This window comes from Enterobacter cloacae complex sp. I1M (assembly GCF_014982425.1).
In the GTDB taxonomy this organism is placed as follows: domain Bacteria; phylum Pseudomonadota; class Gammaproteobacteria; order Enterobacterales; family Enterobacteriaceae; genus Enterobacter; species Enterobacter intestinihominis.
On sequence record NZ_JADCLG010000029.1, the window covers coordinates 28,413 to 47,342 of the forward strand.

Here is an 18,930-nt window from a genome sequence, read left to right on the forward strand (position 1 = left end):
CGTTTCGCCGGGTGGCGGCTACGCCTTACCCGGCCTGCGGAATTGGGTTTTGTAGGCCCGGTAAGCGCAGCGCCACCGGGCGATTTTACAGAGGCAGGCGCATGGCGCAGCGGGAAGCATACGCTAAACCGTGCGCCGTCTCTTCTTCACGTTTCTGGCGCATTTCCGGCGTCAGCGTCGTCATCATTTCAAACCCTAATCGCCTGTAGTAGGGCGCGTTCCACGGGACATCACGAAACGTCGTTAACGTCAGCGAGGTTAGCCCCAGCGTGCGGGCATGCTCTGCGACACGGTTAATCAACCGGCGTCCGAGACCTCGTCCCTGCCAGTCCAGATGAACCGAAAGTTCCACAATAAACAGCGAAGATGGCTGGGCTTCGGCGAGAATAAAGCCCACGGGCCTGTCGTCAGCCAGCGCCAGCCAGCTTAATCCGCGTCCGGCGTAACCGAGGTGATCTTCAACGGAAATAACCTCGCTGTCTGCCAGCCAGGCCAGCTCAGGAACGTCGCGAAATCGCTGCCCCGCCGCGCGTTCAATGGCGGGCAGGGCAGCGACGTCGTCGATGCGCGTCGGGCGAAGGGTGAACGCCGTCATCAGCCAGCGCTGCTCACAATTTTAATCTCCACCATGCCGATTCCCAGCTTGCGCGGAGCGTGACCGAGAATATTCCCTTCGTTAGTGGACTGCGGCTCGGGCGGCACAATGACCAGCGTATTGCTGCGCGTGGGGTTATCGAAATGCAGCGTGCTGGTGGTGACATCATTGCTCAGCGTCAGCATCTGTTCTTTATCGCCGACGCGCACCGGCACAGGACGGTTTGCGTTGGGACCAAATGCCCTGGCGGTGATCACCAGATCGAATTTCTCCGGCAGCGGATGGGTATACTCAATTTTCACCTCATCACCTAACTGCGCGTTAGACCAGCGCCCCCACGATTCGGGACGTGAAATACCGCTGAACTGCTTCACCTCTTCAGGCGCGCCGGCAACGTTAAAGATAAAGCTGTCAGCTTTATAACGAATGTCGTTGTCGACGATTTTCAGCAGGTCTACGTTGCGCTGATAGCGTGCGGTATCAATAACCGTATCTTTAAACGCGGTTTTCCCCTGCCACTGTGGTTTATCAACGTGTTGCACGGTCTGCTCGCCACCGAGTTGCCCCTGTGAGACGCACCAGTCGGTGGACAGTGACAGCTCTTGTGACCAGAGCTGGCCCATTTTGTAGCATTTATCGACCCAGACGAAATTATCGCGCGGGGCGAATTCCGCCAGCTGGAAGCGCAGTGGCGCGGAGTATTCGCTTTCCGGTAGCGGCTCGACGCGGTTATCCGACACGCGCAGCAGCAGAGGCAGGCGGAAATGGCTGCCGGAGAACGCGATCATTTTTTTATCCTGATCGATGGTGAAGTCGTTTATCTCTTTCGGGAAGTTCCACAGGCGAATGATATCCGGCTTCCAGGCGAGGATTTTTTCCTTCATGTTGAGGAAGATTTCCGACAGGGACTGGCCCGACAACGTACTGCGGCCCAGGCCAATGAAGTTATCGCCACCCAGAATATCCAGCACGGTAGCGCCGTTATCCATCGAGTTACGTTTAGCGGCAATGATCTCCTGCTGCGGTTTATCGCCGCGCAGCACAAAGAACAGGTTGCTGCGATCCAGCTTATTCAGCTCATCCCAGGCGCTGTTTTTCATCGCCAGATGGTCAGATGAAACGACGATGACCGTATTTTTGAAATACGGCGACGCTTTGATTTTCTCGATTAACGCCGCGATATGTTCCTGGCTACAGGTCACAGCGCTGAACGACTTGTTGTTTTTACCGTCAATGTCGTAGCCCTGACGTTTACAGGTGCGTGAGACGAAACCATCCGGATGATGCGTGTCGACGGTCAACGCAAACAGCGAGAAGCGTTTACCGGCGCGGGAAAGCTCCTCGAATTTCTTCCAGGTTTCATCCAGAACGGTATCGTCGTAAAAGCCCCAGTCGTTGCGGTAGGCCGGATCGGCGACCGTGGTTTTCAGCTCTTCGGAACCATATAAGTGATCGAAACCGTGGGAGCTCAGGAACACATCTTTCCCGGCAAAGCGCAGGTTAGCGCCCTGCATAAAGTAGTTTTCATAGCCCGAGTTTTTCAGGATATCGCCGAGGCAAATGTTCTGCGGGAAGAAGCTCGACATCGAGGCGGAGGCGTTACCTTCAAACGGGGCGAACAGGGGAATGCCGCACTGGGATGCCACCATCCCGGCGATGGTGTAATCCGTGCCAGGCAGTTGCATGGTGTGGCTGAAGTCGAGGCCCTGGTTTTTCAGCGCGCCGAGCTCTGGCGTCAGGTTCGGGAAAGCATCGTTGTCAAACCAGGTGCGTTCCAGACTTTCGCCGTAGATATAGACCAGGTTGAGTTTAGGGTTATCGATTTTCTTCGAGGGTTCTTTGTAATAGGCCGCAAAGTCCGGATCGCCATCGCGCGACTGGGATTTTACCAGCTCGGTAATTTGATGGAATGCCGGGCTGGCATCCACGGAGGCCAGCGCCAGGCACAGCGCCAGCAGGCTGTAGCCATGATGATGCGGACGGTGACGGCGACGGCGCAGAACCCAGGCCAGCGCGGCGAAGATGCCCACCAGGGCGACCACCAGCCCCAGACCCGGAAGGATGTACTTACCCACACCTGCGCCGGTCAGACTGTTGGTCAATGTGTAGAGCACCGCGTCGTTAATACCGTCGCCGGTAAAGTAATCGCTGGCATATAACGTAATGTTTAAAACAATAAAAATACCGAGCACCACCAGGGTGGCTACAAACCACCAGGTGTGACGACCGGCTTTCCAGGCATAAACGCCGATGGAAGCCAGGAAAAGGACAAGGGACATTAACTCTGACAACAGCAGATCCTCATCATGCCGGACGCTTAGCCGGCTAATTGCTTATTTTTTGGGTAATACAATGTAATTGCGATGTCGCTTAGCTGCAATTTTAGTGTCACGAAAGTGTGCTGTTGTTAGGATTTGGTTTATAAAATCGGATTTTTGAATACAGTCGCATCGTGGCATACGGAGGCTGAGGTGGTGGCAGGGGGTAAAAAAACGCACTTCACGCCGCGGTATAAGACTAATGTAATAAACGCGGCGTGTTGTGGCAGAAAAAGGGGGACGATCAGGAGAGGAAATTAACGCCTTGTTTCAGCACCAGATCGCAGGCTTTCGTTTTCACCTGTTTCGCCAGAGATGAATTTCCAAGGGTGCTGAGGTTCAACTGCTGACCATTTTGCGCGTTCAGCAGGCCCTGAATACCGTCCATATAGTTGGTGTCCGCTTTCTGCTCCTGGGTGTCCAGACCCAGTTTACCCAACACCTGGTTTTTGATGTTTTCGGTATCGGTGACGGAAGCCAGTTTCTGCTTCGCGCAGTATTCCAGAATACCCGCGGCGTTGTTCATCGTTCCGGCACTCAGGCTTTGGGAGCTGTTGCCCAGCAGGCCGGTGAGGGACGAGGCTGACAGCCCGCCCTGGGACGTGCCGCTCTCTTTGGTTAACTCACTTGCTGCGCTGGAGAGCGACTCCTGCCATGATGCGGCCTGCGCTGCGCCAGTCACCAGCAGGGCGCCAGTAAGGATGCTGATAAGAAATTGTTTTTTCATAATGATTTACTCAACAAGGTCCGTTTTGGGCCAGAAGTGGGTTCAGTATATACCTCTGCTCTTCCGGCGCTCCCTGGAAATATCTTAATACTCTTTGCCGGTGACGCGGCTGCGGTAGCTGTCCCAGTCGAAGATGACGTACAGGCTGTTACCCAGCTTCATGCGATCCATCACCCGCTCGCCAAGAAGTCGGGTCATCTCGTCGATATTGTGGTTCGTCAACATACCGGTTGGGCGTTTTGACGACGAACGGCGATCGACAATCTGGTTGATGATCACTTTTTCGTAGCGGGACTCCGTCTGGACACCGATCTCGTCGATGACCAGCAAATCCACGTTACTTAAATCATTCAGCAACTGTTCTTCGCTGGTTTCGCGATTACTGAAGGTGTCTTTCATGGCGGACATAATATCGGCCACGGTGATAATCAGCACTGACTTCCCGCGCAGCAGCAGCTCGTTGCAGATAGCGGCGGCGAGGTGATTTTTCCCGGTGCCGGGTTTTCCGCTAAAGATGAAGCTGGCGATGTTGCCGTCAAATTCATCCACGTACTGGCGCGCCTGGTTAAGGGCATTCATCTGCCCCTGAGACTCGACCTTATAATTCTCGAAGGAGCAGTTCTGGTGCAGAGGGCGAATGCCCGAGCGGTTAAAGGTGCGCTGCATTTTCATCGCGCGGTTTTCGCGGGCGAGGGCAGCCGCGCGAATTTTACCCTGCTCTTTTTGCCATGCCAGCAGCTCTTCACCGGTGGTGAAGGCGGGCTTCACGTTGGCAGGCATCATCTTCTGCAAACGTTTCATCAGGTCGCCGACGTTTTTCATTTCGCACCTCGGAATCCATCAGGGATTTTTTTGTCCGGTTCTGAAAAAGCATTGATATCACGTTTTGGCTGGCCGTTGTTGCTGGCGCGGTTGATTTGCAGACTGCGCGCGAATTTTTGCTGCCACTGAACATGGTGGAAGACTTTTCCTTCAGCTTGCCAGTATGCGGTAAAGGCTGCCAGCTCTTCCGGTGTCGCGGGCTGCGAGAGGGCTATTCCCCATAAGGCCGCCTGCCGCTGAAAATCGGCGTCCGGCTGCCAACCGGCGTACATGGGAAATTTCCCCATTGGAACGGCCACCGGGGCGCTGGCGGGTTCGTCAAAAAACTGATTATCCAGCATGACATCGCTCGCCGGGCGCGACAGCTTCTCTTCAATTTCCAGAAGCTGCGCCAGACGCTCCGGCGTGACCGCATAAAACGCCGGGGCGTTGTCGGCAAATACCGCGAGCGTGCCGCCTTCGGCGTGCGTCAACACACCGCGAGGATCGCGCATAAAGGCATCAATGCCAGCAATGCTGGTGGTCAGAATTCTGGAGGACATAACACTTTCTCAACTGATTACTACGGGCGTGATTGAGGGTTATGGTAGCACAGAGAGAGGGGAGGAAAGGAGAGGATTTCCCCGGTGGCGTTACGCTTACCGGGGCTAAAATCACAGGGGCTGGTTACGCGATGATGTTCAGCGTCACGTCGATATTGCCGCGCGTCGCGTTAGAGTACGGACAGACGATGTGCGCCGCATCCACCAGTTTTTTGGCTTCCGCTGCGTCCATCCCTTCAACGTGGATGTTCAGCTTCGCTTCGATACCAAAACCGGTTGGCAGCGGGCCGATCCCTACTTCGCCTTCAATAAAGGCGTCTTTTGGCAGAGCGAATTTATCGCGTGCCGCAACGAACTTCATTGCGCCCAGGAAGCAGGCGGAATAGCCCGCAGCGAACAGCTGTTCAGGGTTGGTTACTTCACCCCCCATGCCGCCCATCTCTTTTGGCACACCCAGTTTGACATCCAGAACGCCATCGGAAGACGTGGCGCGGCCATCACGGCCTCCGGTTGCTTTGGCTTTGGCAGTGTAGACAACTTTTTCTAAAGACATGGCAGGTTCCTCATCTTACGTTTATATGCGCTATTAAATAGCGCACGATGTTTTAAGTTAAAATTAGACGCGTAAAGTACAGCCTTACGCGCGATGCAGCTGTTGGCGCAAACTTTCGAGCTGTTGCTTGAGCGCCAGCATGGTGTCGGTATCACACTGCGCTGCACAGCCCACGGCGTGGGGTATCGTTACAGCCTGCTGTTGCAGCGCCCGACCCGCGTCGCTCAGGGTGACGGCGACCTGACGCTCATCCTGACGGGAACGCTGGCGGAGGATCAATCCTGCGCTTTCCAGGCGTTTCAGCAGGGGAGTCAGCGTGGCGGAATCCAGGAACAGCCGCTCGCCAATGTCTGACACCGTAATATCATCCTGTTCCCACAGCACCAGCATCACCAGGTATTGCGGGTAGGTCAGGTTAAGCGGCGCCAGCAGTTGCCGGTACAGCTTGTTAAGCGCCAGATTTGCCGAATAGAGGGCAAAACAGAGCTGGTTATCCAGCAGAAGCGCGTTGGTGGTGTCGTTCGTTTTTGCGTCCATGAAATGAATATAGATAGTGCGCGATACAATTGCAAGCGATTTTATTATACGCGTGGACGTTTGCGGTAAAGCCATAAGCCGGGGATCGACAGGCCGATGGAGAGCGCACCCACGATCGACGAGGCTTTAAGGAAGTTGCTCAGGAGCAGGATCATCTGGGGTTCGCTGTAGCCAAAATGGCTGATTTTGACGGCGGAGATCATCGCCGTATAGGCTGAAATGCCCGGGAACATAGGAATCACTGCCGCCACGGTGAATACCTTCGGGTGCGCCAGATACCAGCGGGACCACTGAATACCGATGCTGCCAACCAGCATGGAGGCGATAAACGTCGACCATTCAATATTAAAGCCCGCTGTCATCATGATCATACGAGAGCCGTGGCCAATGGCACCCAGCAGCGCACACCAGGGTAATGCACGCTGTGGGACGTTAAACACCATCGCAAAACCAACGGCGGGAAGGGCAGACAAGAGCATGTCCTGTGCCAGTGCGAGCATAAAATCCATCACGCCCATCCGCGTAACCCCCAGAGTGTCATGGCCATTACCACCCCGATACAGGTCGCCAGCGTCAGCAGGCTGGCTATCGCCCAGCGCGCCAGACCGGTGTTGATATGGCCTTTGAACATATCAGCGACGGCATTAATTAAGGGAAAACCTGGCACCAGCAGCAATACGCTGGCGGCCATCGCAACAGTAGGCGTGCTGGCGAAGTAGGGCTGGCGCAAAAGCAGGCCGGATACGGTTGTCGCCACAAATGCCGTGATGCAGAAGTTAATTTGCGGATGTAGCTGTCTGTGCGTCAACAGCTGGCGGACATACATTGCGATGCTGCTGGCAAAGAAGGTCACGACAGCGCCGTCCCAGCCGCCCGCGTTGAGCTTGCAGAAGCAGGCGCAGGACACTCCCACCATCAGCACAACCAGCCAGCGCGGATACCGGAGGGGTTTGATTTGATTGAAACGTTTTTCTATCTCCCGGAGATCGAGCAGCTTGTGTTCAGCAAGGATCACGATGTGCTGCACTTCCGTCACGACGTGCATGTTAATGCCGCGGTCATGATTTTTACGGGTGGAGGTCAGGCACTGTCCGTCTTTAATGGTGGTCAGCACAATGGCATTTGACGAGATGGAACTCTCAACGCTGTCCATCCCCAGCGCCAGCCCAAGGCGTGTGGAGAGCTCTTCGACGAGGGCGCTTTCTGCGCCGTGCTGTAAGAGAAAAAGCCCGCACTGAATACATAGCCGCGTGGTGGCACGTTGCGTAGACCGATCTGCCTGCATGAAACGCCCTGAAGAGAAGAGAGATTGCTTACTTTTAACACAAAGTGCAGGGCCCTTTGCGCTGGGCCAGATCAACATTTGTGCGATCAGTGGCGCGATGGGGGCGGAGGAAAGACAACATTGTTATTTATTTAATGAATGTGAAATTAGGATTTATAAAAACAATATATTAAGTATTTCTAATTTCATATTTTCGATCTTTTCACGCAATTTGAATTAAATTTAAATGGTCTTTATGCGATATTAGGCCTGTATTGGGCGTTTCTTAACCCATGTGATATTTGTTCTTTTTTGCGAGTATTAACCCGTTTGTACTTCGGAATGCAAACGTGTTTAACCTTGCAGGGTTAGTTCGTTCTTAAATAAAGAATTCATGACAGGGAGGGTCTATGTTGCCATTGAATGGTAAACACGGAGTGGTGATCAGCAGAGTACCGGTTATGCAAAATGGGTTAGGTGGCGTCATGTCGCGTCATTTTCCCGATTTTGAGATAACGTACTGCCGTTCGATGCAGGAGTTGACGTTATTACAATTGCGTCGCGCTGGGGTCGTTATTGCCGATATTTCGGGTGAGTATCGTAATCCACGCGGCACGCTTGAGCAATATTATGGGTTAATGAATCAGTACCGGGATATTCACTGGATATTCCTCGTTTCGCGCCCCCTTTATCCACTTGCAGTAGAGCTTCTTATGCGTCCGGAAAGCACGCTGCTTTCGGATATGGAACCCATTGAAGGCGTAATTAACGCTATTCGCGCGGGGAGTGAACGTGCCGAGCGAATAAGCCAGACGTTATTGATACCGGAAAATCCTGATATTGAAGAGGAGAGTGAGCAAATGATTGCGCTTACCCACTCTGAACGCAAGGTGTTGCGTTTGTTAGGTAAAGGTTGGGGAATCAACCAAATAGCCACGCTACTTAATAAAAGTAATAAAACGATCAGTGCACAGAAAAACAGTGCAATGCGTCGCTTATCACTTCGCAGTAATGCCGATATGTACGCGTGGATAAGCAGTACCCAGGGAATGCGAGAACTCAGTTTAATGTCGGCTTATGGAGAGTTTGAGGAATGGAAAAGACCACTGCAACAAAACATATCGCCGTCATCGAAAGCTGCTCAATGAGCGCTATGGGGCTGAAGCATCTTTTTGCGATGCCCGCCCTAAGCCATTACCAGGTGCACCTGTTTGCCAGATTTGACAGCTTCAAAGCGGCGCTCTCGGAAATCTCATTCTTTGCCGTAATTTATTCATTGTCCGATGAGCGTGAGGAGCGGCGAAACTGTCTGGCCTGTTTGCGGGATCTCACCTTCACCCACAGCGACGTCAAGCGTATCGTGCTGGCCTCTGATGAAATGGAGGCGAGACTGGTCAGCCATCTTTCGCCTTCTCGCTTACATGGAATTATCAGTAAATCGGTTCCGCTGAAGCAGTTAATGGAGGGGCTGGAGACATTACTCAGCGAAACGCATCACGTGAACGACAACGTGTACAATCACTGGTGTGTGAGCCAGCATCGTATGCTAAGCCCAACTGAAAGGGCGATTCTGCGATATATGTCATCGGGTTTTTCGATCCCTGAAATTGCGGCACAGCTTGAACGCAATATCAAAACCATCCGGGCGCATAAGTTTAACGCAATGGTAAAATTGGGCGTCAATTCTGATGTGGGATTACTGGATGCGGCAGATATCCTGGCGCATCTCCCGGTCAGGGAAATACGCCGTTCCGCTCTCACCGTTCCTTCTTTCTCGTAGTGTTAAGTGATGCGCCAGAATTTTTCTGGCGCAACGTTCAAATACAGACATCAACCCATTTTGCTGCGGTCAGTTCCGCCATTCTGTCGGGCGATATACGCACCGCACTGTGGATGGCGCCCGCTGCGGGTAACACTTCGGTGTACTGTTTTAAAGTGATGTCACAGTAAACAGAGAGCGGATTTTCCAGTCCAAAAGGGCAGACGCCGCCAACAGGATGACCCGTCAGGGTTACTACCTCATCGCAGCTGAGCATTCGGGCTTTTGCGCCGAATGTCTCTTTGAGCTTTTTGTTATCCAGACGCGCATCGCCTTTTGCAACCACCAGAATCACATCATTTTTAATTTTCAGTGACAGCGTTTTGGCAATTTGGCCGGGTTCAACGTTGTGCGCGGCAGCAGCAAGGGCAACAGTCGCTGTGCTTTGGTTAAGCTCGATGATTTCTATATCCGGAGCGTGTTCGGCGAAAAACTGCTGTACAGACTGCAAACTCATTGATTCCTCCTGACAAATATCTTCCGTAATCTGTCATAAGAATTTAGTCGCTGTAAATATCCCTTAAGTAACAAATATCCGTCAGGGGCGATTTCTGGATCGCCTTCACATTCACAGAAACCGGTTACAGTAACCGGTTGCAGAGCGTGATGCAGAGATTAATACTGAGTTTGTAACTTCCCCTGTATCGAATAATAAGAGCTAATTATGAAACCATTCCGTTTGAGCAGTACCGCAGGTACACGATCCGGCAAGGTTGTGACGCTGATGTATGGAACAACGTGTGACGTGAGAACGTCCGAAACGAACGTCTGACAGGAGATCTGCTATGTCTGCCAACCATGCTGCATTTAATCTGATTTTCCGCTTCGTTGAAAATTATGTCAGCCCTATTGCCGGGCGCATCTCTTCCCAGCGTCACGTTATGGCGATTCGTGACGGGTTCATCTCGGCAATGCCGTTTATGATTGTCGGGTCGTTTTTATTAGTGTTCGCTTACCCACCTTTTTCGCCAGATACCACCTGGGGCTTTGCCCGCGCCTGGCTGGATATGGCGAAGCAGTTTGAAGGTCAAATTCTGACGCCGTTTGATATGACGATGGGGGTGATGTCCCTCTATATCTGTGCGGCTATCGCCTACAACCTGGGCAAACATTACGTTAAAACCCATCAGCTGGATCCGTTCATGTGCGCGATGCTGTCGCTGATGGCGTTCCTGCTGGTCGCCGCCCCTAAAACCAAAGGCGCCTTACCGGTTGATAGCCTTGGAGGCACCGGGATTTTCACCGCTATCCTGGTGGCGATTTACTGCGTTGAGATGATGCGTTTCCTGAAAGCACATAATATCGGGATCCGCCTGCCAGATCAGGTTCCGCCGATGATCAAAAACTCGTTTGACCTGCTGATCCCGGTGCTGGTGGTGGTGCTGACACTCTATCCGCTGAGTCTGTTGATCCAGTCGCAGTTCGGTATGCTGATCCCACAGGCCATCATGTCGATATTCAAACCGCTGGTCTCTGCGGCGGACTCGCTGCCAGCGATCCTGCTGGCGGTGCTGATTGGCCACCTGCTGTGGTTTGCCGGGATCCACGGCGCAGCGATTGTCTCGGGTATGCTGCAAATGTTCTGGCTGACGAACCTGGGGGCGAACCAGACCGCGCTGGCGGCGAGCCTGCCTTTACCACACATCTTTATGGAAGCCTTCTGGACGTTCTTTATTGTGATCGGTGGGTCAGGAGCGACGATGGGGCTGGTGTTCTGTTACCTGCGTAGCCGCTCCGCGCACCTGCGCTCCATTGGACGCCTGAGCGTGGTGCCAAGCATTTTCAATATCAATGAACCGGTGATTTTTGGTACGCCGATTGTGATGAACCCGGTGTTCTTTATTCCTTTCCTGCTGGCGCCGATGGTCAATGCCGTACTGGCATGGGCAGCGATGAAGTTTGATCTGATTGGCCGCGTGATTTCCGTTGTGCCGTGGACGGCACCGGCTCCGGTTGGTGCCGCCTGGGCGCTGGGCTGGGATTTCCGTGCAGCCATTCTGGTGCTGGTTTTGGCCTGCGTTTCCGCCATTATCTATTTCCCGTTCTTCAAGGTGTACGAGAAACAGTTGCTTCAGCAGGAAGCGGAAGAAGCACAGCGTAATGGGGAAGAGGAAAATCAGCAGGTCGCTTAGGTAAAAGCAAAACGGCAACGCAGGTTGCCGTTTTTAGTGTTTGTTCCCTCTCTCTGCGAGTTTCAGGCAGGGCCAGACTACTTAAGCGTGCAATCGCCGCACTGCTGGACATCCGGCAGACGGTAGCGCTGACAGCAGGTACGACGCACCAGAAGTCCCTCACGCGGAACCACGGTGCGGTAAAGAGGGTTATCCCGCCCATCCGACAGCTGTCTGGCAAAGAAACAGCTCTGACGCAGCGCATCCACTTTCTCGTCGCCGAGCAGCGGCTTCATCTCCGTTAAATACCAGTGGATAAGATACCCGGTATTACTCCAGATCAGTTTGCCGTTGATCTCCCCCGTCGCTTCCAGCGCATCAATGACCGGAACCAGCGCTCTTGTAATCAACCGTTCCATACGCGCCTGCGCTGACAGGTGACTCGCGCTCGGATCTTCGTGTACATCAATCCAGAAACAGGCGGCGCGTCCGGTCTCATGGAATTCGACGTGGAAATGTTCCGACGAGAGATCGAGCATCGTTTCCTGGGTCAACAGGGCCAGCATGACAGGCGGCACCATCAGCCCGATATACCATTGTGCCCAGAGGGAAAGCAGCGGTTTATTTTCCCGCGCCAGCGTCGGTTGGTTACGATAAATATGGTCGGAATAGGTTGCCAGCAGTGACCGCAGCTCGGCAGGTCGTTGCCACTGAGTCAGCGTCAGAGCATGATGCGGCGGTGCTTCATCCAGTTTGATGAAATCCAGCAGATGGGCGCGTGTTACGGCGATTTTTTCCCGAATGGCATCCGCAAGCGTCGTTTCTCCGGCGGAGAGTGGAGCTCGCCAGAGCAGTGGCTCAACGATGTGTGCGGTACGAGTCGCCATAGTGTGGATTACAAATCTAAATGATAATGATTGCCAATCCTAACTATAGATAAAACCGAGCGCAAGCGTTTTATCCTGGCGCTGTGAAGGCGGTTTCAGGCGATATGAAGCTCGTCGCTCAGCAGAATGCTGTTGCGTCCCATATGCTTGGCTTCATAGAGGGCTTTATCGGCTTTCGCCAGTGCGCCATCAACGTCTTCACCTTCGAACATGGCTATGCCAATGCTGATGGTCACGTTAGTGGCGACGCTTTCGTTAAACATGTGGGGGATTTTGAGATCGTAAACCTTCTGACGTATGCGTTCAGCTGTCTGGCGCGCTTGCTCCAGTGGGATGTTACTTAAAAGCACCATAAATTCTTCCCCGCCAAACCGGGCGACAACATCGCGTGAGCGCACGGCGTCGCGGATCGCAGCCGAGACCCTGATCAAGGCCTGATCGCCCATCATATGGCCGTAATGATCGTTGTAGGCTTTGAAATGGTCGATATCCATCAGCAGCACAAAGTGCTCGCCAGCGTCAGGCCTGGGGAGGTTCTCAAGCCGGCTTTGCAGCCCGCGACGGTTATATAGGCCGGTGAGCGGGTCCATCATGCTGAGATCGGTCAGGGTTTCACGCTCTTCGAGCAGTTCGGAAAGCAGCTCCTGGGCGAAACGGTCATTACGCCGCTGAAGAACATGATGGATACCAATGGCGACCACCGGCAGCGCGAAAAAATAGGCCATTCTCAGCCAGTTTTCGGACGGGCTAAGCCACAGGCAGGATATAAAAGCGGGAAATGAATGTAACGTAAAGGCTTTAATATTACTGGCGAAAGCCAGAGACCCTATAAAAAGCACTGTTAATAGCGCCATCATTAAATAGGTTGCGTGATCGTGCGTTATTAACAGAAATTTTGAGACGATCTGCCATGCCCATAAAAACCCAAAAATAGCTGAAACAGCAGGGATATTTATTTTTCGCGTGCTATTTTTCCAGTGCCAGATAAGTAAGCCAGTGCTGGCAGTCAATACGGCAAACAGGGGGAATGATAACACACGAACGGAATAGAGAGGGTTTGTTACCGAGAACAATGCTGATGCAGCGTTCAGAAATAAAAATAAACGTAAAGAAAGCTGATATTTCTTGTTGACTAAGGACAGCCAGGATTGTGATGTCATATGCGTGCGTTTTTATTAAAACTCAATTAAAACAATGAGCAAGGTGTTGTTATGTATTATTGGTCGCTACAAAATTGAATTTTTATTATCAGAAAAACGTTATCGGAAGTTAACAGGTGGGCAATTTATCACCTTACACATTCTCTGTCATTATGGGAAAGCAATTGCTGGCGTAATTTCTTACGTCGCATGCTGACAAGTGATAATTACTATCATATGATACTGGTTATCATTATCAGTGCGAGAGGTGAAACCATGTTGAGCAAAGCGCTGGGAAGTGGGTGGGGAATATTGCTGCCTGGTTCCATTATCGGTGGGCTGATGTTTGCCGATCTTCCCATTGATGTCTGGAAAGCAATGATTGTTTCGGGCTTGCTGGTGACATCCGCGATGATCTGGCACAAACAGTTACGGCATTACGTGCTGTTGCCATCATGCGTTGCGCTAATCAGTGGACTGCTGGTGATTCTGATGAGTTTGAAATAAAAGGGAAAAAAAAGAGGTACTGCTGAAGGGATGTAAGATAATTGGTGCGAGGGGGGGGACTTGAACCCCCACGTCCGTAAGGACACTAACACCTGAAGCTAGCGCGTCTACCAATTCCGCCACCTTCGCACAGTCATCTTACTGGTTTGATATCGCCTCGTTGGTGCGAGGGGGGGGACTCGAACCCCCACATCCTAAGGACACTAACACCTGAAGCTAGCGCGTCTACCAATTCCGCCACCTTCGCCCAGTGCGAGCAATATCAACGTGATTTATGGTGCGAGGGGGGGGACTTGAACCCCCACGTCCGTAAGGACACTAACACCTGAAGCTAGCGCGTCTACCAATTCCGCCACCTTCGCATACCATCGACACTGTAAAAGTATCGTAACCACGGAGGCGCATTCTAGATGTTTTCAGCTTTACGTCAACAGAAAATTGCGCACGTTGTTTTGATTGCTGCAAAAATGGGCGATGGCAGCGTCAGCCATCGCCGGGCAGGGGAATTACTTTTTCGCCTGGCGCGTCATCACGGTGCGATACACCTTAAAGCGGCCTGTCTGGGCGATTACTTCGTGGAAGCCGAAGGTTTCATCCAGCACTTTCGGATACGCCAGGAAGGCATTCGCCACAATACGTAGCTCACCGCCGCTGTTAAGGTGACGGGTTGCGCCACGGATCAGCGTTTGCGCCGCTTCAAGGCTGGTCTCCATCCCGTCGTGGAACGGCGGGTTAGAGATGATCATGTCAAAGCGACCGGTCACGTCGGAGAAGACGTTACTGGCAATCACTTCGCCTTCAATGCCGTTCGCAGCAAGCGTGGCGCGGCTGGCTTCTACCGCCGGGGCGCTCACGTCACACAGGGTTAAACGCACTTTTGGTGAGTGGCTGGCGAGAACCGTTGACAGCACGCCCGCGCCACAGCCGACATCCAGCACCTTGCCCTTGGTGTGCGGCGTCAGGGTGGAAAGCAGCAGCTTGCTGCCCGTATCAAGCGCGTCACGGCTAAACACACCCGGCAGGGTTTTAATGGTCAGGCCGTCAAGCTGGTACTCGTCCCAGAAGGTGTTGGCATCAAAAGTGGTCTGTTTTTCCAGACGGCCATGATACAGGCCGCAGCGTCGGGCGCTGTCGATTTTCGTCAACGGCGCGTAGCCTTCGAGCATCTGCTCTGCGCTTCGCACCCCGCTGCGGTTCTCACCGACGACAAAAATATCGCAGCCGACCGGCAGCAGAGAAAGCAGGTTCATCAGCTGGAACTGGGCTTCCGGTTTGTTCTTCGGCCAGTAGTAAATGAGCGTATCGCAGTCAGCAATATCGCTCTGCTCCGCCACCAGGCTAAAGCGTGCGCGCTCGCCCATCTGGCGGCTCAGCACCTGCCAGTGGTGGTAGTATTGGGTGTGGGCACGGCTTTCAGCACAGTCGAAACGTGCGGGCAGGTCATCCTGCATATCTCCGGCAAACAGAATACGGCTTTCTTCGAAATCATCACTGTGACGCAGCAAGACTTCACTTGCCGGGGTAAATGCAGACATGAATTGTTCCTCAATAAACTCAGGCGGGGATTATAGTAGGTAGATGGCGCAGTTTCGACACATTTGCTATATTTGCGCGCCTGAGAGACAGGAGTTTTCGCTATGACATCCCGACGAGACTGGCAGTTGCAGCAGCTGGGCATCACCCAGTGGGCTTTGCGTCGCCCGACGGCGTTGCGGGGCGAAATAGCCATCTCCATCCCTGCGCATGTCCGCCTGGTGATGGTGGCAGAAGTGCCGCCTGCCCTGAACGAACCCCTGATTGAGGATGTCCTTCGCACCCTGAAGGTGACAAACGATCAGGTATTACAGCTGGCGCCCGAAAGCGTCGCGATGCTTCCCCCTGACAGCCGCTGTAACAGCTGGCGAATCGGGGCGGTGGACGAGCTACCTCTTGAAGGAAGCCAGATCAGCTCGCCAGCGCTGGACGAACTGAAAGCCAACCCAAAAGCGCGTAGCGCGCTATGGCAACAAATTTGCGAATATGAACACGATTTCTTCCCTCACGACGGCTGACCTGGCCACCGCGTTCGCGATTGAAACACGCGCCCATGCCTTTCCGTGGAGCGAAAAGACGTTTGCCAGCAATCAGGGCGAACGCTATTTAAATCTCCGCCTGGACGTTGACGGTGCGATGGCCGCGTTCGCCATCACGCAGGTCGTTCTGGACGAGGCGACGCTGTTTAATATCGCGGTCGATCCCGCTTACCAGCGCCGCGGGCTGGGCAGGGATCTGCTTGAGCACCTCATTCGTGAGCTGGAAACCCGTGACGTTTTCACCCTGTGGCTGGAGGTGCGCGCGTCCAATGTCGCCGCCATCGCGCTCTATGAAAGCTTAGGCTTCAACGAGGCGACTATCCGCCGTAACTACTACCCCACCGCAGAGGGACGTGAAGACGCCATTATCATGGCTCTGCCGATTGGATAACGAAAATAAGGTTGTAACGATGAAATGGGACTGGATTTTCTTTGATGCCGACGAAACGCTGTTTACGTTTGACTCGTTCGGCGGCCTACAGCGGATGTTTCTCGACTATAGCGTGACGTTCACCGCGGAAGATTTTCAGGACTATCAGGCGGTGAACAAGCCGCTGTGGGTGGATTACCAGAACGGAGCCATCACCGCGTTACAGCTTCAGCATCAGCGTTTTGACGTCTGGGCTGAACGGTTAAACATCAGTCCTGGGGTGCTGAACGAGGCCTTCCTGAATGCGATGGCGGATATCTGCGCGCCGCTGCCCGGCGCCGTTTCTCTGCTGGATTCGCTGAAAGGGAAGGTGAAGCTTGGGATCATTACCAACGGCTTTACCGCGCTTCAGCAGATCCGCCTTGAACGCACTGGCTTGCGCGATCATTTCGACGCGCTGGTGATCTCCGAAGAGGTAGGCGTGCCGAAGCCGGATCCGCGTATTTTCGATTATGCGCTGGCGCAAGCGGGCAATCCTGACCGCGATCGCGTGCTGATGGTGGGGGATACGGCAGAATCTGATATTCTGGGAGGTATGAGATCGGGCCTGTCGACCGTCTGGCTGAATGCGCATGGCCGCACGCTGCCGGAAGGCATCGAGCCGACCTGGACCGTAACGTCATTGAACGAACTGGAGCAGCTCCTGTGTAAACAATGATTGCCTGCCCCCTGTTGATGGGTAAAATAGCCGCATTTTTCGTATTCCATGATGCGCGGCCTGCTGCCGCGCTTACCTAAGAAGAATTGATTATGACGTTGTCTCCTTATCTGCAAGAGGTGGCCAAACGCCGCACTTTTGCCATTATCTCGCACCCGGATGCCGGTAAAACGACCATCACCGAGAAGGTGCTGCTGTTCGGACAGGCGATCCAGACCGCGGGTACCGTTAAAGGCCGTGGCTCCAGCCAGCATGCTAAATCCGACTGGATGGAGATGGAAAAGCAGCGTGGTATTTCGATTACCACCTCCGTGATGCAGTTCCCGTATCATGACTGCCTGGTGAACCTGCTGGACACCCCGGGGCACGAAGACTTCTCCGAAGATACCTACCGTACCCTGACGGCCGTGGACTGCTGCCTGATGGTGATCGACGCCGCGAAAGGTGTTGAAGATCGTACCCGCAAGCTGATGGAAGTCACTCGTCTGCGCGATACGCCGATCCTTACCTTTATGAACAAACTCGACCGTGACATCCGTGATCCGATGGAGCTGATGGATGAAGTGGAAAACGAGCTGAAAATCGCCTGCGCGCCAATCACCTGGCCGATTGGCTGCGGCAAGCTGTTCAAAGGGGTTTACCACCTCTATAAAGACGAAACCTACCTGTATCAGACCGGTAAGGGCCACACTATTCAGGAAGTCCGTATCGTGAAAGGGCTGGACAACCCGGAGCTGGACGCCGCTGTCGGTGAAGAGCTGGCCGCGCAACTACGCGATGAGCTTGAGCTGGTCAAAGGCGCTTCTCACGAGTTCGACAGAGAGCTGTTCCTGAGCGGTGACATTACCCCGGTCTTCTTCGGTACCGCACTCGGCAACTTCGGCGTTGACCATATGCTCGACGGTCTGGTTGAGTGGGCCCCGCAGCCGATGCCGCGTAAAACCGACACCCGCGAAGTAGAAGCGAAGGAAGAGAAGTTCTCCGGCTTCGTCTTTAAAATTCAGGCCAACATGGACCCGAAACACCGTGACCGCGTCGCCTTTATGCGCGTGGTTTCCGGTAAGTACGAAAAGGGCATGAAGCTGCGTCAGGTGCGTATTGGTAAAGACGTAGTGATTTCCGACGCGCTGACCTTCATGGCGGGCGACCGTTCCCACGTGGAAGAAGCCTATCCGGGTGACATCATTGGTTTACACAACCACGGTACCATTCAGATCGGCGATACCTTCACGCAGGGCGAAATGATGAAGTTCACCGGTATCCCGAACTTCGCGCCGGAACTGTTCCGCCGCATTCGCCTGCGCGATCCGCTTAAGCAGAAGCAGCTGCTGAAAGGCCTGGTCCAGCTTTCGGAAGAGGGGGCTGTACAGGTGTTCCGCCCTATCGCCAACAACGATCTGATCGTGGGCGCGGTGGGTGTGCTCCAGTTTGACGTGGTAGTTGCCCGTCTTAAGAGCGAGTACAACGTGGAAGCGATTTACGAATCGGTGAACGTGGCGACCGCGCGCTGGGTTGAATGTTCAGACGTGAAGAAATTCGAAGAGTTTAAGCGTAAGAACGAAGTTCAGCTGGCGCTGGACGGTGGCGATAATCTGACCTATATCGCCCCGACTATGGTTAACCTGAACCTGACGCAGGAACGTTATCCCGACGTTCAGTTCCGAAAAACGCGCGAGCATTAATTCCCTCACAGAGCACGGCAGCCGCCGTGCTCTTCTTTAATTCCAGTGTTATTAAACCCTTGCGGAATGTTCTTAATTCAACGTAATTTTTCGCTATTCGTTCGTTTTTTCCCCAATTCTGAATGCACCCCTCTGATTGTGATCTATATTTAACTCAGTGTTTAGCACCGGGCGTGGATGAATTAACTGTTCAATGCATGTCCACTGGTTCTCCATTTCGCCCGTGTGTTAATTCGCAATATATAAAACCAAGATTTAGGGAAGTAT

The 18,930-nt window shown here is 53.4% G+C and carries 21 protein-coding genes and 3 tRNA genes; 8 read left to right on the forward strand and 16 right to left on the reverse strand.

Annotated features, from left to right (window positions below; all coding sequences use genetic code 11):
• Positions 1–85: 85 nt before the first annotated feature.
• From INF86_RS17180 to INF86_RS17220, 9 genes are all read right to left on the reverse strand, one after another.
• Positions 86–595 carry a GNAT family N-acetyltransferase gene (locus INF86_RS17180; RefSeq protein WP_126490035.1) on the reverse strand — a complete coding sequence of 170 codons (510 nt, stop codon included), beginning with the start codon at positions 593–595 and terminating at the stop codon, positions 86–88.
• Positions 595–2,886 carry a phosphatidylglycerol--membrane-oligosaccharide glycerophosphotransferase gene (gene opgB / locus INF86_RS17185; protein ID WP_193543751.1) on the reverse strand — a complete coding sequence of 764 codons (2,292 nt, stop codon included), beginning with the start codon at positions 2,884–2,886 and terminating at the stop codon, positions 595–597. The genes INF86_RS17180 and opgB overlap by 1 nt, the downstream gene beginning before the upstream one ends.
• A gap of 271 nt (positions 2,887–3,157) precedes the next feature.
• Entirely contained in the window at positions 3,158–3,640 is a 483-nt protein-coding gene (locus tag INF86_RS17190; RefSeq protein ID WP_022646964.1) for a DUF2501 domain-containing protein, read from the reverse strand.
• 84 nt (positions 3,641–3,724) lie between these two features.
• Entirely contained in the window at positions 3,725–4,462 is a 738-nt protein-coding gene (gene dnaC, locus INF86_RS17195) for a DNA replication protein DnaC (protein WP_003856580.1), read from the reverse strand.
• Positions 4,459–5,004, reverse strand: coding sequence for a primosomal protein DnaT (gene dnaT / locus INF86_RS17200; RefSeq protein WP_023299265.1), 546 nt, complete (start codon positions 5,002–5,004; stop codon positions 4,459–4,461). The genes dnaC and dnaT overlap by 4 nt, the downstream gene beginning before the upstream one ends.
• A gap of 124 nt (positions 5,005–5,128) precedes the next feature.
• Positions 5,129–5,557, reverse strand: coding sequence for an organic hydroperoxide resistance protein (locus INF86_RS17205; protein WP_003856578.1), 429 nt, complete (start codon positions 5,555–5,557; stop codon positions 5,129–5,131).
• Between the two features lie 84 nt (positions 5,558–5,641).
• Entirely contained in the window at positions 5,642–6,094 is a 453-nt protein-coding gene (locus INF86_RS17210; protein WP_022646966.1) for a MarR family winged helix-turn-helix transcriptional regulator, read from the reverse strand.
• Between the two features lie 44 nt (positions 6,095–6,138).
• On the reverse strand, positions 6,139–6,612 hold the full coding sequence (locus INF86_RS17215; RefSeq protein WP_032621429.1) for a threonine/serine exporter: 474 nt from the start codon (positions 6,610–6,612) through the stop codon (positions 6,139–6,141).
• Positions 6,603–7,379 (reverse strand): threonine/serine exporter ThrE family protein, encoded by a 777-nt coding sequence (locus INF86_RS17220; RefSeq protein ID WP_193543752.1) that lies wholly within the window; start codon positions 7,377–7,379, stop codon positions 6,603–6,605. The genes INF86_RS17215 and INF86_RS17220 overlap by 10 nt, the downstream gene beginning before the upstream one ends.
• Positions 7,380–7,768: 389 nt before the next feature.
• Between INF86_RS17220 and INF86_RS17225 the strand changes: the two genes are divergently transcribed.
• Both INF86_RS17225 and bglJ read left to right on the forward strand, forming a co-directional pair.
• The gene (locus INF86_RS17225; protein ID WP_022646969.1) at positions 7,769–8,506 is read left to right on the forward strand and encodes a response regulator transcription factor; all 738 of its coding nucleotides are present in this window, start codon (positions 7,769–7,771) and stop codon (positions 8,504–8,506) included.
• Entirely contained in the window at positions 8,503–9,138 is a 636-nt protein-coding gene (gene bglJ, locus INF86_RS17230; RefSeq protein WP_063849736.1) for a DNA-binding transcriptional activator BglJ, read from the forward strand. Before INF86_RS17225 ends, bglJ begins: the two co-directional genes overlap by 4 nt.
• A gap of 37 nt (positions 9,139–9,175) precedes the next feature.
• Here the strand turns inward: bglJ and INF86_RS17235 are convergent, their stop codons facing one another.
• On the reverse strand, positions 9,176–9,634 hold the full coding sequence (locus INF86_RS17235; protein WP_193543753.1) for a YbaK/EbsC family protein: 459 nt from the start codon (positions 9,632–9,634) through the stop codon (positions 9,176–9,178).
• A gap of 328 nt (positions 9,635–9,962) precedes the next feature.
• On the opposite strand from INF86_RS17235, the gene INF86_RS17240 reads away from it, so the two are divergent.
• On the forward strand, positions 9,963–11,309 hold the full coding sequence (locus tag INF86_RS17240; RefSeq protein WP_006810218.1) for a PTS cellobiose transporter subunit IIC: 1,347 nt from the start codon (positions 9,963–9,965) through the stop codon (positions 11,307–11,309).
• A gap of 77 nt (positions 11,310–11,386) precedes the next feature.
• Here INF86_RS17240 and fhuF read toward each other — a convergent pair whose 3' ends face one another.
• The gene (gene fhuF / locus INF86_RS17245) at positions 11,387–12,175 is read right to left on the reverse strand and encodes a siderophore-iron reductase FhuF (protein WP_022646974.1); all 789 of its coding nucleotides are present in this window, start codon (positions 12,173–12,175) and stop codon (positions 11,387–11,389) included.
• A gap of 95 nt (positions 12,176–12,270) precedes the next feature.
• Positions 12,271–13,335 carry a GGDEF domain-containing protein gene (locus tag INF86_RS17250; protein WP_063853311.1) on the reverse strand — a complete coding sequence of 355 codons (1,065 nt, stop codon included), beginning with the start codon at positions 13,333–13,335 and terminating at the stop codon, positions 12,271–12,273.
• Positions 13,336–13,551: 216 nt separating this feature from the next.
• Here INF86_RS17250 and INF86_RS17255 point away from each other — a divergent pair, with 216 nt between their 5' ends.
• Positions 13,552–13,821, forward strand: coding sequence for a DUF1435 domain-containing protein (locus INF86_RS17255; RefSeq protein ID WP_026080652.1), 270 nt, complete (start codon positions 13,552–13,554; stop codon positions 13,819–13,821).
• Positions 13,822–13,863: 42 nt separating this feature from the next.
• On the opposite strand, the gene INF86_RS17260 is transcribed toward INF86_RS17255, so the two are convergent.
• From INF86_RS17260 to rsmC, 4 genes are all read right to left on the reverse strand, one after another.
• Positions 13,864–13,950 (reverse strand) — tRNA-Leu (locus tag INF86_RS17260).
• Between the two features lie 32 nt (positions 13,951–13,982).
• A tRNA-Leu gene (locus tag INF86_RS17265) sits at positions 13,983–14,068 on the reverse strand.
• Between the two features lie 28 nt (positions 14,069–14,096).
• A tRNA-Leu gene (locus INF86_RS17270) sits at positions 14,097–14,183 on the reverse strand.
• A gap of 144 nt (positions 14,184–14,327) precedes the next feature.
• On the reverse strand, positions 14,328–15,356 hold the full coding sequence (rsmC, locus tag INF86_RS17275; protein ID WP_032625390.1) for a 16S rRNA (guanine(1207)-N(2))-methyltransferase RsmC: 1,029 nt from the start codon (positions 15,354–15,356) through the stop codon (positions 14,328–14,330).
• A 102-nt stretch (positions 15,357–15,458) separates the two neighbouring features.
• Here rsmC and INF86_RS17280 point away from each other — a divergent pair, with 102 nt between their 5' ends.
• From INF86_RS17280 to prfC, 4 genes are all read left to right on the forward strand, one after another.
• Entirely contained in the window at positions 15,459–15,872 is a 414-nt protein-coding gene (locus INF86_RS17280; RefSeq protein ID WP_048965864.1) for a DNA polymerase III subunit psi, read from the forward strand.
• The gene (rimI, locus tag INF86_RS17285; RefSeq protein WP_022646979.1) at positions 15,841–16,284 is read left to right on the forward strand and encodes a ribosomal protein S18-alanine N-acetyltransferase; all 444 of its coding nucleotides are present in this window, start codon (positions 15,841–15,843) and stop codon (positions 16,282–16,284) included. Before INF86_RS17280 ends, rimI begins: the two co-directional genes overlap by 32 nt.
• A gap of 19 nt (positions 16,285–16,303) precedes the next feature.
• Positions 16,304–16,981, forward strand: a complete 678-nt coding sequence (gene yjjG / locus INF86_RS17290) for a pyrimidine 5'-nucleotidase (RefSeq protein ID WP_022646980.1) — start codon at positions 16,304–16,306, stop codon at positions 16,979–16,981.
• Positions 16,982–17,073: 92 nt separating this feature from the next.
• Positions 17,074–18,663: a peptide chain release factor 3 gene (gene prfC, locus INF86_RS17295; RefSeq protein WP_022646981.1), complete on the forward strand. Its 1,590-nt coding sequence runs from the start codon at positions 17,074–17,076 to the stop codon at positions 18,661–18,663.
• Positions 18,664–18,930 lie beyond the last annotated feature (267 nt).